Genomic DNA, 15798 nt, shown 5'->3' with positions numbered 1-15798 from the left:
ACCGAACGTACTGTAACCTTTTATCATTCGTATAGCGTATCATCTTTGTTTGGTGAAGTGTAACGGTTACAGGGATTTCATCTTCTTTCGATGAAGGTGGAAGTCTGATATATTTAGTGCGGTGACAAGCCATATCTGCGTAAGACGTTGGATAGAACATAGGAAATGAACAAGGAGAACAGTTATGAATTGGAGTGAAAATATGACCCTATGGGTCATTGGATGTATCATCGTATTGTTGCTGCTTGCCTGGATTATCCGGCGTGTTATCGGGCGCGGGCAGCGGATTCGAAGTGAAGCCAATCCTCGGAAGATTACGATAAAGGATATCGACAAGATGGAGGATGGTTCGGAGTTTGAATTATATCTCTATCATTTATTCGAAGAACTTGGGTATGACGAGGTTCATAAGACGACGAGCAGCCGGGATTTTGGGGCAGATCTGGTGTTTGTCGATAGACTCGGCAGACGAAGTGTGATACAAGCGAAGCGATATGGTGCGAACCATCCCGTAGGATTGAGTGCAGTGCAGGAGATCTATACATCAATGCGTTATTATGAAGCTGATCGGTCCATTGTATTGACGTCTGCCCGTTACACCGAAGCCTGTCGGACGCTTGCAGCAGTCAATGGAGTGAAGCTACTGGATCGGGAAGACCTGATGGAATTAATCCTGTTATTCAAAGCCAGAAGAGTGGAAGAAGCGCTGGAACTGATCGAAGAAGATGATCACGAACCGATCGAGACGTGGCAATCTAGGCGAAAGCGGCAATCCCGCTAGGTTGCCATTGTAATACTGTGCTCTAACGTAGATTTTTTTAATATAATCGAAAGTAGTAGTGTAGTCAGGATTAACGTTATAAACCGTGGAAGTTCCCTCAAAAAAATGGACGACTACGACAGATGCAGATATTAAATCGATGATAACCAATCGCTAGGTCAATACCCGCGACTGGTTATTTTTGATAGGTATTTCGAGCTCGGTTTGTTCATCTGTTGGTTGCAGCATTCTGAATATTTGGTTCAACCCCCTTGGTATCGACAATGTTCACCTCAAGGCCGTGACATTTAAAATTGTGGTTAGGATTCTTCCTAACCTCATCTTTTTGAAGTTCATACATAGCTAATTTATAATTTATTTCTTCCATATGTTTCAAACTTTCTTCGATTTTTTTTTGTAATTCAATTTTATGTTTCTTTAACATTTCCTCTCTTTCTAAATAGGTGGAGTTCCCCATCTCATAAGATTCCTTGTATTCTTTAATTTTAGAAAGCGGCATTCCTGTTTCTTTGAGACAAAGAATAAAAGAAATCCAATCGATTTGTTGTTCGGTATAGACTCTATTCCCTTTTTCGTCGCGCGAAATATTCGGTAATATCCCTTGCTCTTCATAAAATCGAAGTGTCTTTGCAGTTATATTATAATTCTCCACTACATACTTCATTGAAAAAAACATCTGATCGCCTCCATAGTTACAGTTACTGTAACTGTTATTCTATCACATATAAGATTATTAAAAGAAAATCGTTTGAAATTACGTATCAATTCCTACTTTACTTCCCCTTAGGTTAACCTGATATTCTTGTGTAGAACTTGTGATTGGGATGGATGAAATAAGGTCACCTCCTTCATCTGTTCCATGAATAAGCACTTAGAAATCAAAATATAAAGGAGAACGTACAATGAGTAAATTTAATAACTTGTTTGAACCCTTTACATTCAATAAAGGGATAACCTTAAAGAATAGAGTGGTTATGTCTCCGATGACGACATGGTCAAGTAATGATGATTACACGATTTCCGATGAGGAAGTTGCATATTATAAAAAAAGAGTGAATGGTGTAGGTTTAGTAATCACCGGCTGTACTCATGTCCTACCCAATGGTATTGGATTTACACATGAATTCGCCGCATATAATGATTCATTTATCCCTAGTCTAAAAAAATTGGCTGATGCTGCTAAGAGTGGAGGAGCTCCAGCAATTCTTCAATTGTTCCATGCTGGAGATAAAGCGATTGCTGAACTAGTTCCTAATGGTGACGTGGTAAGTCCGAGCGGTGTTGCTCTGACTGACGCAGTATCCCCTAGAGAGCTTACCCATGAAGAAATTCTGGAAATTATTCATGCGTTCGGTGAAACTACAAGACGTGCAATTGAAGCTGGTTTTGATGGTGTTGAACTCCATGGAGCTCACGGTTTTTTACTTCAAAGCTTTTTATCTCCATTTTTCAACAAACGTCAAGATCAATGGGGTGGCTCACTGGAAAAACGTCTAAGTTTTCCAATAGCTGTTATTCGAGAGGTGAAAAGAGCTATTGAAAAATATTCGACAAAACCTTTTATTTTAGGTTACCGCATTTCCCCAGAAGAACACCAACAAGATGCCCTTAGAATGAAAGATACTTACGCACTGATTGATAAACTGATTGAAGAAAATGTTGATTATGTTCATGGTTCCTTGGTACAAGCCCTTACGTCAAAACCAAAATATAACCAAGATAACAAAAAAACGTATCTTGAGCTGATTGTTGAACATGCCAATAATCGAATTTCAGTCATTGCAGCGGGTTCCTTGGAAAGCGCAGAGGATGTCTCTGAAAGCTTGGAGAGAGGACTTTCGTTAGCGGTAATTGGGCGTGTATTAATCTCTGATCCTGAGTGGATTGAAAAAGTTCAACAAGGGAGAGAATCGGAAATTCAAAACGTGATTAAATCATCCAAAGTTAGTGATCTTTTGTTGCCAGCGAAACTATGGGGTGTCATACAAAATGCAGGTCCATGGTTTAAAGTTGAACAATAAAGAAGATGAAAGATCAAAAAGGGGCGCTAATAATAGCGGCCTTTTTGGTTTCAAGAACTTTTATACTAATTTATCCGCTTCATCAGAACAGTTTATGTATTATTGGAGGAAATGAATGAAGCTTCACCTTCACTTGCGTAGTTGCACATGATATATTGAGTGTATATCAACCAAAGGAGTGTGTAATCCATTATGGCACGTACACAAACACAAAAAGCATTACGCAAAGCAGAACGGTCAGGTAAGTGGTGCTCGGAACAGAGCCGGAGAGTCAACGGAGATTATGGTGCGTTATCCCAGCATGAACGCCTCATGCCTACGAAGCAGGAAAAATTGCAAAAGGTCAAACACAAGAAGCAGATCATCCAGGATGGTGGTGCTTCTTTTTATTTTGTCTATAAGGCGCGGATTGCTGGATAAGTAAGACGATAGAATTCTTTCTTTGGTTGGAAAGTAACCATGTGGACTGTTAAAATCAATGTATCTAAATGGACTGGACTATAAATCCTTGTATATCTAATGAAGGGAAGAACCTATACATATGACAACAGCGCTGCACATGAATAAAAAAATCGTTCGGCGTTTTTTGCTGCAAACGCAATCTTTACTTGGACGTTGGCCCGCAGTTTCCTTACCTTCGGGACCTGATCAAGTTTTGACTTTGATTCGCTCCCTTGGCTGCGTGCAGATCGATCCTGTGGCTGCTGTAACCGGAAACCAGCATTTGGTGCTGGGGGCTCGCGACCCTGGTTATACTGCTGACAGCTTAAATACACTGCTGAGTGATCACAAGGTGTTTGAATATTTTGCTAATGCTGCCTGTGTCATTCCAATCGAGGATTATGCTCTCTTTGAACCTGTGCGTGCCGGATTAAGGCAGCGTCTGGCTCCGTCCTTGCAAGGTCTGGAGAAAACAGTGCAGCATGTGTTACAGCGTTTGAAGGAAGAGGGTCCTTTGCCTTCAAGAGCTTTTCGTGCTGTTGAAAGGGTAAGTGGTTATTGGGACAGTGCGGATGTGCCAAAGACCAAGGATACCACACTTGCTCTGAATTTACTGTTAGACTCCGCTGTGATTCGTGTGGTGGCGAGGCAGGGGAATGAACGTTATTTTCATATTACCGAATCTGGATTACAACAACAGGGACTTACGATAAAAGAAGACATCGATATGTTGGCCCAGAGACAAGCTCTGCTGGATAAATACATTCATGCGTATCGTGTCGTAGATGCTCGTGATCCTCGTCTGGGTTGGTTAAAATCTACAGCGGCTGAACGACGCGCCGATATTGCTGCCCGTGTGTCAGATGGGCGAATAATCCCGCTTAAGGTGGAGGACGTGGCCACGCCTTATTATATTCATGCTGAAGATGAGGATTTGCTGCTGCACATGGAAAGGGAAGAGCCACACTATGATCCGTCAGGCCCGGTACGTTTCCTGCCGCCGCTGGATAACCTGTTATGGAGAAGAGAACGTATTGTCGATTTATTTGATTTTCATTATAAATGGGAGATTTACACGCCAGAGGTCAAAAGAACCTACGGTTATTATGCCATGCCTATTCTTCACGGTGATCGGTTGATTGGACGTATGGACCCACGACTTGATCGCAAAACAGGAGCACTCACCGTTCGATTGTTATCAATGGAGGAGACTGCTCCACCTTTAGAGGAATGGATCACGGATTTTCGGGAGGGGCTTCAATTCTTTGCGTCCATGCATGGAGCACTTTCAATCAGTATGGAGAAGACGGTACCGAAAGAGCTGAAAAAGCTGCTTAAATCGATTTGACTATGGGATACACGAAAGAGTGTGAGAGTACGGAGATTGGGATGGATGAACAGATCTAAAAAGGACAAAAAAGGGGGAGCCAGATGGCTCCTCCTTCATTGATTTAAAAATTAGTTCACCAGATGAGGCATTTCAACGTTCGGATCAACATCTGCATCATAATCCACGCCATCGGTTTCAAAACCAAACAGCTGGAAGAATTCGCGACGGTAACCTTCCAGATCGGATAGATCGTAGATGTTCTCTGTGGTCAACTCATTCCAAAGCTTAGCTACTTCTTCCTGAACGTCAGCTCTCATCTCCCAATCGTCAATGCGAATGCGACCTTCTGCATCGGTTGGAACTTCTCCTCCTGCATACAGGCGATCAGCGAACAGACGTTGCAATTGCTCGATGCAGCCTTCATGCAAGCCTTTTTCTTTCATGACTTTGTACAATGCTGAGATGTACAGCGGCACGACTGGAATCGCAGAACTGGATTGAGTCACCAGCGCCTTGGCTACAGTTAAGTACGCACGTCCACCTTTTGCACTTAGACGATCATTCAGCTTGTTTGCAGTCGCTTCCAGATGATTCTTGGCCTGACCAATGGATCCATCACGATAAATGGCATGGGTAAGTTCAGGACCGATGTAGGAGAAAGCGATCGTTGTTGCATCGTCAGCAAGCACGCCGCCTTGTTGCAGGGCATCCATCCACAGTTCCCAATCGTCTCCGCCCATAACCGTTACCGTCTGACGAATTTCTTCTTCAGTTGCCGGCTCCAGTGTAACGGAGCTGATTTCGCCTGTGTGGAAGTTTACCGTTTTGTTCGTGTAGGATTGTCCGATAGGCTTCAGCACAGAATTAAATACTTCACCCGTGTTCGGATCGGTACGGCGTGCCGAGGCTACGCTGTATACGACCAGATCCACTTGACCGAGTTCACTGCGAATCAGCTCAACGGCTTTGTCACGTGTTTCGTTTGCGAATGCATCGCCTGTGATGCTGTACGATTTGAGGCCTGCTTCCTCAGCGGCTTGTTCGAATGCAGCGGAGTTGTACCAGCCTGCTGACGCTGTACGTTTCTCTGTGGAGCTGCTTGGACGATAAATGCCGACTGTATTCGCTCCCGCTCCAAAAGCGGAGACAACGCGTGACGCCAGTCCGTATCCGGTGGAAGCACCGATCACGAGCACATTACGGGGGCCTTTCAGCTCCGGCTGGGATTTCACATAATCAATCTGTTCCTGCACTTGCGCAGCGCAACCTACAGGATGGGAAGTGGTACAAATAAAACCACGTGTTCTTGGTTTAATAATCATTTATTTGCATCCTTTCATATTCAGCTCATGTTTCAGCATTTCGATAAAATGCTCTTATACATACTTTCTTATTGTAAAACAATTACCTCGGAAACGGAAACCGTTTCGTTTGATTTCACCCGAAGGGTAGCGTTATATCTCTAATTTTGCGATGATGTGAATAGAAATTCACTCGCTCGTTAGGATAGAAAGGACAGGGAAACCATGCTGAAAGAACGCATTGAACTGCTTAGCAAAAGAAAACAGATCTCCCGTAAAGACCTTGTGGAAGGTCTGGTCACGCAGGCTCATTTTGCAAATATCCTGGCAGATCGTTATCCGCTTCCTGAGGACTTGGCAGAATCCATCGCTGGGCGTCTTGGGGTATCCCCTTCCTATATTGTAAAGACGGCAGATCAGGACGAGGAAACACTCGAACGGGCAGAGCTCATTTTCGAACAAATGTCAGTTCCAGCGTCGGCGATATCCGAAGATACGGTGCATGCGCTGGCAGACCGCGATGACACGCTGACTGTAGAACTGACGACGGCCTTGATGAAGGCGGTCTATTATCAGCAATTAAACGATGCAACGGCTCATGAATATATACATACGTCTTACCTCAATTTTTACCTGGAGAAATACGGTCGTCCAGACGATATTGATCTGCCGCGTCCGTTAGTTAAGGCGCTCTTGTTCTATAAAATACAATATTACCGCTCTAAAATGGCCTTTGTGGATGTATTAACTCATGCAATCAGGCTCAGTGAGCTGGCGCTTCCTGGCAGTGAATTCTGGCTGTCTGTGCAAAACATCAAGATGGAGGCCTACATTCAGGTCAAACAGTATGAAGAGGCAAAACAGGTATTCGAGCTTACGATGCGTCATGTCTATGATCAGCGGATGTTCCATCGGTTGTCCGGGTTATATGTGGCATATAGTGGCTATTGCTTCGCAATGGGGCTGGTTCAAGAGGCACTTTCGGCATTAACCATGGCGGAGGCGAATCTCGTGTATGCCGGCAACCAGGGTGATTTGGTGACGGCGATTGCCAACAATCGGATTGTCATGCTGACGATCACAGGTGAACTGGATCAGGCACAAGCTGAGATTGAACGATTCGAGTCACTATTGCAGCAGGAAACGGAAGAAACACAGCAGGCCATGGAGCCGCTCATCGGTGTGTATCGATGCGAAGTAGCTCTGGCGCGGAAGAACTGGGGCGTGCTTGCGCAGAGTGTAGATCAACTTTTGAAATGTGCAACAACACAGGACCAGCAGATGAGCGCAACCTTCTACCAGAGCCATCTGGCTCTTGCACATGGGGACCGCGAGGTTTTCATGGAGCGGGCACTTGCGTGTCTGCCTTATTTTGAATCTGCGCAGCATGTCATGCGGCTTGAACCTTTATATGAGGGAATGGCTGTAGTGTCTGAGAATCAGCGGAAATACAAGGAAGCGGCCATGTATTATCGGAAGCTGGTCTATCTGTTACGCAAAAAATAGAGCCGGAAATGGTTTTGGATAGCCTTACCTCATAAACAGATCCCAGAACGATCATTTAAATATACAGTCGGCTGGTTTCAACAAACGATGAAATAGATTGTTAACTTTCATTATGGTATTATTATTTTCGAGTTTTGAGATCAAGTCATCTTGTTATGTTGGAGGGGAACATGGATATTATTGAATTTCAACAATGGGTTAAGGAATATTACAAGAATCGCAACTGGTCAGACTTAGATATCTTTGTCCGTATTGGATTTCTCGCCGAGGAAACCGGGGAAGTAGCTCGTGCCATCCGTGCATTAGAGATTGGTAGGGATCGTCCAGATGAGGTTGCAGGTACATATCAAGAGAATAAAACTGAATTAACAGAAGAACTTGGAGACGTTTTGGGAAATCTTATCGTGATCGCAAATAAATATGATATATCGCTTGAAGATATCCTAATATCTCATAAACAAAAGCTTCAGGCACGTTACTCAGAAAAATAAAATAAACAACCGGAGATGGATTATGAAATCAATCGCTGTATTTTGTGGTTCTAGTGAAGGAGCTTCTTTGATTTATAAAGAAGGTGCACTTAAATTAGGCCAAGAGCTTGCCAAACATCAAATCACTTTGATTTACGGTGGAGCTAATGTCGGGCTTATGGGAATTGTTGCTGATGCAGTGCTGGAACATGGGGGTTCTGTTGTTGGAGTACTCCCTCAATTTCTCCAAAATCGTGAGATAGCACATACGGGCTTAACAGAGCTTATTATGGTGGATTCCATGCATGAGCGCAAAGCAAAGATGGCTGAATTGGCAGATGGATTTATTGCTCTTCCTGGTGGACCTGGAACATTAGAAGAGTATTTCGAGATTTTTACATGGGGGCAGTTAGGATTGCATCAAAAGCCGTGTGGATTACTGAATATCAATCAATATTTTGACCCACTTGTATCTATGTTTGATACTATGGAACGCGACCATTTCATGCAATCAAAGTATCGTGATATGGTCATTACAGATGATACTCCAGAGGGAATCTTGAAGCAGTTTTCGATTTATAAGGCTCCTTCAGTCAAAACGTATCTCACCGAACAGCGCACTTGATTATTGCATTGTTTAACGGGGAACATCAAATTTGAAAAAAGTGTGGATGTTGGAAAGCTGATGGGTTAAATCCCACTGTTTTTGGTGTGATTTTGTGCCTTGCCAACCTACTTGCCACAAAATATGTCTGAAAATCGTGAAATGAAGATCGGATTAGCAGATCTTTTTTGCGAAATTGGCTTTAATCCTTACCATAGAAACGATTATCCGGTAATTCAATTGCCGGATTTTTCGTTTTTTTTGTATGCCGCCAGAAGGGTATTCAAGGACAAGCCGCGGTGTTTATAATTTAACTATAATCAAAAATAAAATAAAACAAATGAGGTGCTTGATATGGGATGGTTCGGTAAAAAGAACAAACAGGAAGATGCGATTGCTAAAGCGGATAAATTGATGAATAAAGGACTTACTGGCATGATGATGAAAGGCTTTGTATCGAAGGAACATCGGGAGGCGATCAACCAAAGTCTGGATTCGGCAAAGCAGGCACAATTGGCGGCGAGTGGTTCACTTCCATTGACGGCAACAGCAACGGTGGTGACGATCACCGATACAGGCAAACTAATCAACTTTGATCCGATTGTTGTGCTTGTATTGGATGTGACAGAGACGAATGGCAACCAGTATCAGCGTACATTGGAGACACTGGTATCGAAGATGCAGATTCCGCGAGTAGGCGATCGTGTGGGATTGGGCCAGAATCCAGCAAATCCGTCTGAGTTGATCTACATGGGGCTGTTGTCTATCTAGAAGGTATTTGGTTATAAGACAGTGAAATTCTATTTAAAATGCGTATAACAACGATTAATAGAGATATTAAAAGAAGGGTTCGGAGAGGGTGGATCATATGGTAGTTTTCCTGAGGTTCATTGGCGTATTAACGGTGTTCGGAGTGGGGTTCTCCCCATTTCTGGCACAGCAGTTGTGGAATGATCCGTTTATGATTATGCAGGCATGGTGGTACACTCCGGCGATCTTTGCCGGGTTCGCACTGATCTTTGTTCCTGCGATTTTGAGCAATATTTTTGGCGTAGGTCGAGTGAAGACAGGTTTACCAGCAGTTGGGGTCATTAAAACTATACAACAGACAGGTACGTATATTAATGAACAGCCTGAGGTTCGGTTGTGTCTGACGGTGTCGCGTAAGGGGCGAGAGAAATACGATACGGAGATGAAAACTGTCATTCCGCTGACCTCCATGGCACAGTTCCAACCGGGCAGTTTCATTCCGTTAGTGGTTTCTGTTAAGGATGAGCGCAAGGTAGGACTTGATCTGAAAGGGCGGTTGTCGCAAGAAGATATGCAGCAATTGCTGGATGAGAAGATGGTACAGCAAGGGGTATCTCCTGAAATGATGGACATTGCGAGAACAGGTGAAAAAGCGATGGCCAAGATTCTTGATGTCACTCCACTGGGGAGTGAAGGTAGCAACAAGATCAAGCTTCAGCTCAAGCTCAGCATAACGAAGACAAACGGTGAAACGTTCAATGTGACAACGCAAAAAGAGATTTTATTGTCTGCGCTGCCTCAGGTGCAGCAAGGTCATATCATTAACGTTATTTATTCAAGGCAAGACCCGACGAAATTGGTGTTGGCATTGAATGTACAAGAGAGACAATTAAGTGACTTATTTTCCTCCTGATGATGTAGACAAAAGCATATATTCAAATCTCGAACGCAAAGAGTCTCACGATTTGCTAGACCAGAATAACGCTATAAAAAAGGAGATCCTACAGATCATGTTTATGACGTGTAGGACCTCCTTATTTCATTTGGTATGTACAAAAGGTGCAAGCAACGTACTGCTTTCAGACAATACCAAGGCGCATGCGATAAGAAAAGAGTACTTTTCTGGATTCTCCATCAAATACACGATTAGCCAGCGCTCTGAACTCGTCAGCAGCTGTTAATAGATCATCCGCTCCGAGCTTCAACGCCGTTTGCAGGCCGCCTTGGCTCAGGGCGAGATTGACATATCGATCGGCGGTGAACGTCTCGTGGTGATGAAACACGATTTCCCGAACATATCTGAACAGCCCGGACTGCTGAATCTGCTGCAGATGCCCATCTTTGCTCCATTTGTGTGCCTGGCTATCCCGGGAAGCCAGACTGGCTGCTCGATGATCTGCCTCCGTATTCAGCTGCAGATAGGCCTGTTCCAGCTGCCAGTCCAGCATTGGCGGCCAATCGCAGTCGTAGGCAGCAAATATGCCCCCTGTACGAAGTACACGTGCAAACTCGCGCAGTGTGGGTTGCGGCTCCATCCAGTGAAACGATTGCGAGCAGGTCAGCACATCCACACTACCATCCGGAAGCCCGAGGTCGTGAGACAAGCCAGACACGAACCGAAGGTTATCCGGCTTGCCAGCAACTTCCCACTTGGACTCCGCGACAAACCTCATGTCATCGCTGGGTTCAAAGCCGATGATGCGTTCTGCCTTATTATGCCAGATCCACGAGGATAATCCGGTGCCACAGCCAACATCTGCGACCATACGCGGTGTGCTGCCAAGATATGTCGTTAGAATATCCACCACTTCAGTGGGAGCAGCTGGCCGATTTTGATCGTATAACGTACCGAAACCTTTGAAACGTTCCACATTGTTGCGTCTAATGTCTTGCATGGATAAACCTCCTTCGGTCAGATGCATGACAGAGAGTCAGCTGTGCTCAAAAGTTGTATAGGTCTATATTATATCATTCATTGTCGGGTTGTTTGTTCATGACGTTCTGCAAATGTTCGACAGCTTTGATATGACGCCTGAGCAATTCCTGTCCAACATGAGCAGGTTCGATAACGGTCAGCTCGGAACCAAATGACAGCAGAAAGGAGTAGAGCCATTCCCCTACATTCAGTTCCAGAGACACACGGAGTCTGCCATCAGACTCTTTTTTAATGAGGGACGGTTCGAAAAAATCATGTACTCGGTATGCAATGGTGCTGGAGAACAAAAGTGTCAGAGGAGTCAGGGCAGGAGCTATCTCTGATTCAGGGTGGGTTGACCCCGCATTAACAAGGTGATCGTGTTTTCTCGCCAGAAAAGTCAACTGGGTGATCCGTTTCATCTTGAATGTCTCGAATTCTCTCCGGTCGGGATCATCATGGATATATCCTTTGAAGTACCATGTACTGTTTTTGAATATAAGTTTCTGTGGCTCCACGGTCGGAATACTCTTCTCACCATCCGAATTAATGTAGTGAAACGTAATTAATTGATTCGTTAATATAGCCTGTTTCACCTGATTGAACAGTTCTCTCTCCTGCAGAGGAATGCTGCCCCATGGTGAGAAATTGAATTCGATCCAATCCAGTTTGTGATCAAACAGAGCGGTTAACCGTTGCAGCATATGGGCACTGTTAAGATGGGGAATCGCACTGACGCTATAGAGTCCCATCAAAATTTCGTTCTGGTCTTCTTCCGACAGCAGCGATTTGTCCATGACATAGTTGTCCATGAGATGAATGCCGCCATGCTTGCCGGTCGTCGTATAGACGGGAATACCCGCAGCGCTCAGCCGATCGATATCACGGTACACCGTGCGTACAGAAATCTCGAACAAACGGGCGAGTTCGGGTGCAGTGGCTTTTTTTTTCTCCAATAACAAAAGCAACATTCGAAACAGTCGGTTATTTTCCATGCCATGATTATACCATGACAATAGGTGTCAGGGTATAGGTGGTACACTGGTGTAAAAGTCTTACCAAGACATTTTGACTCAGTCTTATAATTTGTTCTTCATTTATTGCGAAGTAGTGAAGGGGACGATATCGATTCTGAAGAAACGAAGTGTTCGCTAAAAGCTTTCTGTAAGAAAGCTACTTCGGAAGCGAACGCTATCATGGGATTTTTCCATTTAGAAATGGGAATAAAAGAAATCCGAGGATAACAGCGATCAGAAGAACGATTCGTGACCGGAACGGCTACTCGCATAATATCAAGCACTTTATATCGAAATGAGTTAATTATGAAGGAGGAACTGATCATGACAATGAAAGAAGGATTCTACTGGGGTGGCGCTACGGCTGCCAATCAATTCGAGGGTGGATGGAACCAGGGTGGTAAGGGACCAAGCACGTCTGACATGATGACAGGAGGAACCCACACGATTCCACGCCGGATTACGCCTGTATTGGAAGAGGGCACGTATTATCCAAGCCATGAAGCGGTTGATTTTTACGGACATTACAAAGAAGATATTGCCATGATGGCAGAGATGGGCTTCAAAATGTTCCGTATGTCCATCAACTGGTCCCGGATCTATCCGAACGGTTATGATCTGGAGCCCAACGAAGAGGGATTGCAGTTCTACGATAATGTCTTTGCCGAGTTGAAAAAATACAATATTGAGCCGCTCGTAACGATCTCCCATTATGAAACGCCATTCGGTCTGACACAGAAGTATAACGGCTGGGCTTCCCGTGAAGTTATCGATTGTTATATCCGTTATTGTACAACCCTCTTTAACCGTTACAAGGATCAAGTGAAATACTGGCTGACGTTCAACGAAATCAACATTTTGACAATGCCAATGGGTGCTTATATGGGTGCAGGTATCTTGTTCGAAGGCAAAGAGTCGTTGACGGATGGAACCGATAATCCACAGACTCGCTTCCAGGCATTGCATCACCAATTTGTTGCAAGTGCTAAAGCGGTAAAACTGGGACATGAGATCAACCCTGAGTTCAAAATTGGCTGTATGGTTGCGTTCATGACAACTTATCCAAATACATGTAACCCGGACGACATGCTGCTTGCACAGAAGAAAGACCAACTGTCCAACATGATCTGTGGTGATGTACAGGTTCGTGGAGCGTATCCTGGATTCGCTAAACGTTTCTTCGCCGAAGAAGGCATCCAGATCGAGATGCAACCGGGAGACGAACAGACCCTGCGCGAAGGCTGCGTAGACTTCTATTCCTTCAGTTATTACATGTCTCTGGTTGAAAGTGCGGATCAGACGCTGGAAAGAGCAGAAGGTAATCTGCTGGGCGGTATCAAAAATCCATATCTCGAAGCTTCCGACTGGGGCTGGCAGATCGATCCGAAAGGATTGCGTTACACACTGAATCATCTGTATGATCGTTATCAAATTCCATTGATGGTGGTTGAGAACGGCCTGGGCGCTGTCGATGTGGTTGAGGAAGACGGCTCCATTCAGGATGACTATCGCATTGATTATCTGAAAGGTCACATTGAACAGATGAAAGAAGCCGTAGCTGACGGCGTAGATCTCATTGCCTACACCATGTGGGGATGTATCGACCTGGTTAGCGCATCCACTGGAGAGATGAAGAAGCGTTATGGCTTCATTCATGTCAACAAGGATAACGACGGTAACGGAGACTTGAGCAGAACACCGAAGAAGAGTTTCCACTGGTACAAAAAAGTTATTGAATCCAATGGTGAAGAGCTATAATTTGGCGTGAAAAAAATCAGATCCGTCTGTTCCCTTTAATGGGACAGGCGGGTTCATATGGTCCTGAAGATGAAGAGTTCAGGACTACTATATATGAATATAAAAAATACCCGGCGATCCTTCAGTTAAGGAAAGCCGGGTATTTCTATGTACACGCGCTGGTGGCAACTATGCCAGTCTTCTGGACTGCAGTTGAGACATGCGCTCCAAGTGACGCCGGTAAAACCATATGCAGGTGGAGAGCCAACACCCACTTAAAAAATATCCGCCAACGATATCACTTGGATAATGAACACCCAAGTAGATACGACTTAGACCAATTGTGAGTATAAAGACGGCACTGGCAATAATCATCAGCACACGTCCGGTGACAGTAGGCACATGTTTCCAGATCAGAAAGGCCAGTCCACCATACAGACTAAATGCAGCCATGGAATGGCCGCTAGGGAAGCTGTAACCGCTCACTTCAATAATTCGGTTAATAGTAGGTCTGGCACGCTGGAATACCAGTTTGAGCAAAGCATTTAACAGGGTTGAACCTGCAAGCACACAAGCCAGGAAGAGTAGTTCGCGTTTGTGTCGCAGGCAAACGTATAACACAACCATTGAAATGATTGTAATGATGACCACAGGCACTTCGCCGCCAATCCAAGTGAACAGCTGCATGAATTGCGTCATACCAGGGGATTCCAACCCTTGAATCCATCCTATTAGCGTATCATCAAATCGATGGATCTGGTTGTCAGTGATGGACAAGGCGATGCTTACAAAAGCGATCATGCATAACGCTGCAACGAGCAGCGGGAATGAGATGTTCTTTTTCCAGTTGTGCATCAAATGTTGAGTTCCTCCATGATGAGTGATTTCGTATGTTGTGTCCTTGCGTATGTCGGACATAACGATATTTGTATTGTGCTATAATTTTACAATAAATATAGCAGCAATAAAAATATGTAACCTTAACAACGGTTGTTCAAGCAGAGAATGTATGAGGGGAGCAGTCGGAATGAAACGACGGTTGGTGATGTGCATGTTGGTCTTACTGTTGGTTACGTCTGGGTTAGCTCTATTTCCCGGAGAGAAAGTGTATGCTTGCAGTTGTGTCGAGAGTGATGTTCAGGAGAGATTGAAGACCCAGACAACGGTATTTACGGGAGAAGTGGTGAACAAAGGCCATTCTCAACAATCGAAGAATGATGGCATGTTAAGAGAGTATACCTTTGATGTAGATACGGCATGGAAGGGAGTCAGTGCCAAAAAGATGAAGATCATTGGGAGTGACGGAGGGTCTGAATCCTGTGGCATTCAATTTGAGAAGGATCAGTCCTATCTGATCTTTGCTTATCAAAATGTATTGGATCATAAACTTCATACGAATCTGTGCAGTGGCAATGTTCCTATTGAACAAGCCGGAGATGATCTGAAATTACTGGGCGCGGGCAAGGTTGTAAATAAAGAAGATTTTGGAGAAACCAATGATGGGCGAAGTGGACCTTTCCTCCTAATCTTATACGGTGGAGTCATTTTATTGGCAGCGTTGGCAATCATGTGGGTCTGGAGACGAAAGAAAAGAATCTGATTGCACAAGGAAAAAAGAAGTCAATCCCCGTAGAGAATGTTAAGGTACATTGACGTTTTATACGGGGATTTTCAGGAGTGGCATCAAAATTGTATCCGATTGGTCCCAGACCATCGAGAGCCAGTTGTGTATTCTATCATCGACAGCCCATTCATTTTTAGTGAATAACATAATTTTACATATAGCGTGGAGTGGACTTTACATGAACAGGAAGGATTTTCTTTTTTAAAAGCATGATTTATCAATTCAGACAATGTTATATAAAGCGGCAAACTAATCTCATCAGTGTAATCTTTTATACTTGTAATCCCCGTATCCAGTTCATT

General features: G+C 44.2%; 16 protein-coding genes. 11 read left to right on the top strand and 5 right to left on the bottom strand.

Annotation, left to right across the window (positions count from 1 at the left end):
* The first annotated feature begins 184 nt into the window (after window positions 1–184).
* Window positions 185–781: a restriction endonuclease gene (locus OM416_RS08995; protein WP_062835820.1), complete on the top strand. Its 597-nt coding sequence runs from the start codon at window positions 185–187 to the stop codon at window positions 779–781.
* Between the two features lie 208 nt (window positions 782–989).
* On the opposite strand, the gene OM416_RS08990 is transcribed toward OM416_RS08995, so the two are convergent.
* On the bottom strand, window positions 990–1457 hold the full coding sequence (locus OM416_RS08990) for a MerR family transcriptional regulator (RefSeq protein WP_264928614.1): 468 nt from the start codon (window positions 1455–1457) through the stop codon (window positions 990–992).
* Window positions 1458–1683: 226 nt separating this feature from the next.
* On the opposite strand from OM416_RS08990, the gene OM416_RS08985 reads away from it, so the two are divergent.
* The 3 genes from OM416_RS08985 (at window position 1684) to OM416_RS08975 (ending at window position 4591) form a co-directional block, all read left to right on the top strand.
* The gene (locus OM416_RS08985; protein WP_264928612.1) at window positions 1684–2802 is read left to right on the top strand and encodes an NADH-dependent flavin oxidoreductase; all 1119 of its coding nucleotides are present in this window, start codon (window positions 1684–1686) and stop codon (window positions 2800–2802) included.
* Window positions 2803–2994: 192 nt separating this feature from the next.
* Window positions 2995–3222 (top strand): hypothetical protein, encoded by a 228-nt coding sequence (locus OM416_RS08980; RefSeq protein WP_264928610.1) that lies wholly within the window; start codon window positions 2995–2997, stop codon window positions 3220–3222.
* 121 nt (window positions 3223–3343) lie between these two features.
* On the top strand, window positions 3344–4591 hold the full coding sequence (locus tag OM416_RS08975; RefSeq protein ID WP_264928608.1) for a DNA glycosylase AlkZ-like family protein: 1248 nt from the start codon (window positions 3344–3346) through the stop codon (window positions 4589–4591).
* Window positions 4592–4701: 110 nt separating this feature from the next.
* On the opposite strand, the gene fabV is transcribed toward OM416_RS08975, so the two are convergent.
* Window positions 4702–5895, bottom strand: a complete 1194-nt coding sequence (gene fabV / locus OM416_RS08970) for an enoyl-ACP reductase FabV (RefSeq protein WP_264928607.1) — start codon at window positions 5893–5895, stop codon at window positions 4702–4704.
* Window positions 5896–6099: 204 nt separating this feature from the next.
* Between fabV and OM416_RS08965 the strand changes: the two genes are divergently transcribed.
* From OM416_RS08965 to OM416_RS08945, 5 genes are all read left to right on the top strand, one after another.
* Window positions 6100–7380 carry an XRE family transcriptional regulator gene (locus tag OM416_RS08965; RefSeq protein WP_264928605.1) on the top strand — a complete coding sequence of 427 codons (1281 nt, stop codon included), beginning with the start codon at window positions 6100–6102 and terminating at the stop codon, window positions 7378–7380.
* A 170-nt stretch (window positions 7381–7550) separates the two neighbouring features.
* Entirely contained in the window at window positions 7551–7871 is a 321-nt protein-coding gene (locus tag OM416_RS08960) for a MazG-like family protein (protein WP_264928603.1), read from the top strand.
* Between the two features lie 22 nt (window positions 7872–7893).
* The gene (locus OM416_RS08955; RefSeq protein WP_264928601.1) at window positions 7894–8475 is read left to right on the top strand and encodes a TIGR00730 family Rossman fold protein; all 582 of its coding nucleotides are present in this window, start codon (window positions 7894–7896) and stop codon (window positions 8473–8475) included.
* 333 nt (window positions 8476–8808) lie between these two features.
* Window positions 8809–9225: a hypothetical protein gene (locus tag OM416_RS08950; protein ID WP_264928600.1), complete on the top strand. Its 417-nt coding sequence runs from the start codon at window positions 8809–8811 to the stop codon at window positions 9223–9225.
* Window positions 9226–9322: 97 nt separating this feature from the next.
* Complete coding sequence (locus OM416_RS08945; protein ID WP_264928928.1) at window positions 9323–10117, top strand: hypothetical protein; 795 nt, start codon at window positions 9323–9325, stop codon at window positions 10115–10117.
* 166 nt (window positions 10118–10283) lie between these two features.
* On the opposite strand, the gene OM416_RS08940 is transcribed toward OM416_RS08945, so the two are convergent.
* A complete protein-coding gene (locus OM416_RS08940; protein WP_264928598.1) occupies window positions 10284–11099 on the bottom strand; it encodes a class I SAM-dependent methyltransferase in 816 nt (271 codons plus the stop codon).
* Window positions 11100–11172: 73 nt separating this feature from the next.
* Window positions 11173–12114, bottom strand: coding sequence for a helix-turn-helix transcriptional regulator (locus OM416_RS08935; protein ID WP_264928596.1), 942 nt, complete (start codon window positions 12112–12114; stop codon window positions 11173–11175).
* A 345-nt stretch (window positions 12115–12459) separates the two neighbouring features.
* Here OM416_RS08935 and OM416_RS08930 point away from each other — a divergent pair, with 345 nt between their 5' ends.
* A complete protein-coding gene (locus OM416_RS08930) occupies window positions 12460–13893 on the top strand; it encodes a glycoside hydrolase family 1 protein (RefSeq protein ID WP_319951895.1) in 1434 nt (477 codons plus the stop codon).
* A gap of 168 nt (window positions 13894–14061) precedes the next feature.
* Here the strand turns inward: OM416_RS08930 and OM416_RS08925 are convergent, their stop codons facing one another.
* The gene (locus tag OM416_RS08925; RefSeq protein WP_264928926.1) at window positions 14062–14727 is read right to left on the bottom strand and encodes a phosphatase PAP2 family protein; all 666 of its coding nucleotides are present in this window, start codon (window positions 14725–14727) and stop codon (window positions 14062–14064) included.
* Window positions 14728–14899: 172 nt separating this feature from the next.
* Here OM416_RS08925 and OM416_RS08920 point away from each other — a divergent pair, with 172 nt between their 5' ends.
* On the top strand, window positions 14900–15472 hold the full coding sequence (locus tag OM416_RS08920) for a hypothetical protein (RefSeq protein ID WP_264928592.1): 573 nt from the start codon (window positions 14900–14902) through the stop codon (window positions 15470–15472).
* The last annotated feature ends 326 nt before the right edge of the window (window positions 15473–15798 follow it).

It is taken from the genome of Paenibacillus sp. LS1 (assembly GCF_026013365.1).
GTDB lineage: Bacteria > Bacillota > Bacilli > Paenibacillales > Paenibacillaceae > Paenibacillus.
Note: the sequence above shows the minus strand (reverse complement) of the source record. Positions and strands in the feature narration are given on the sequence as shown.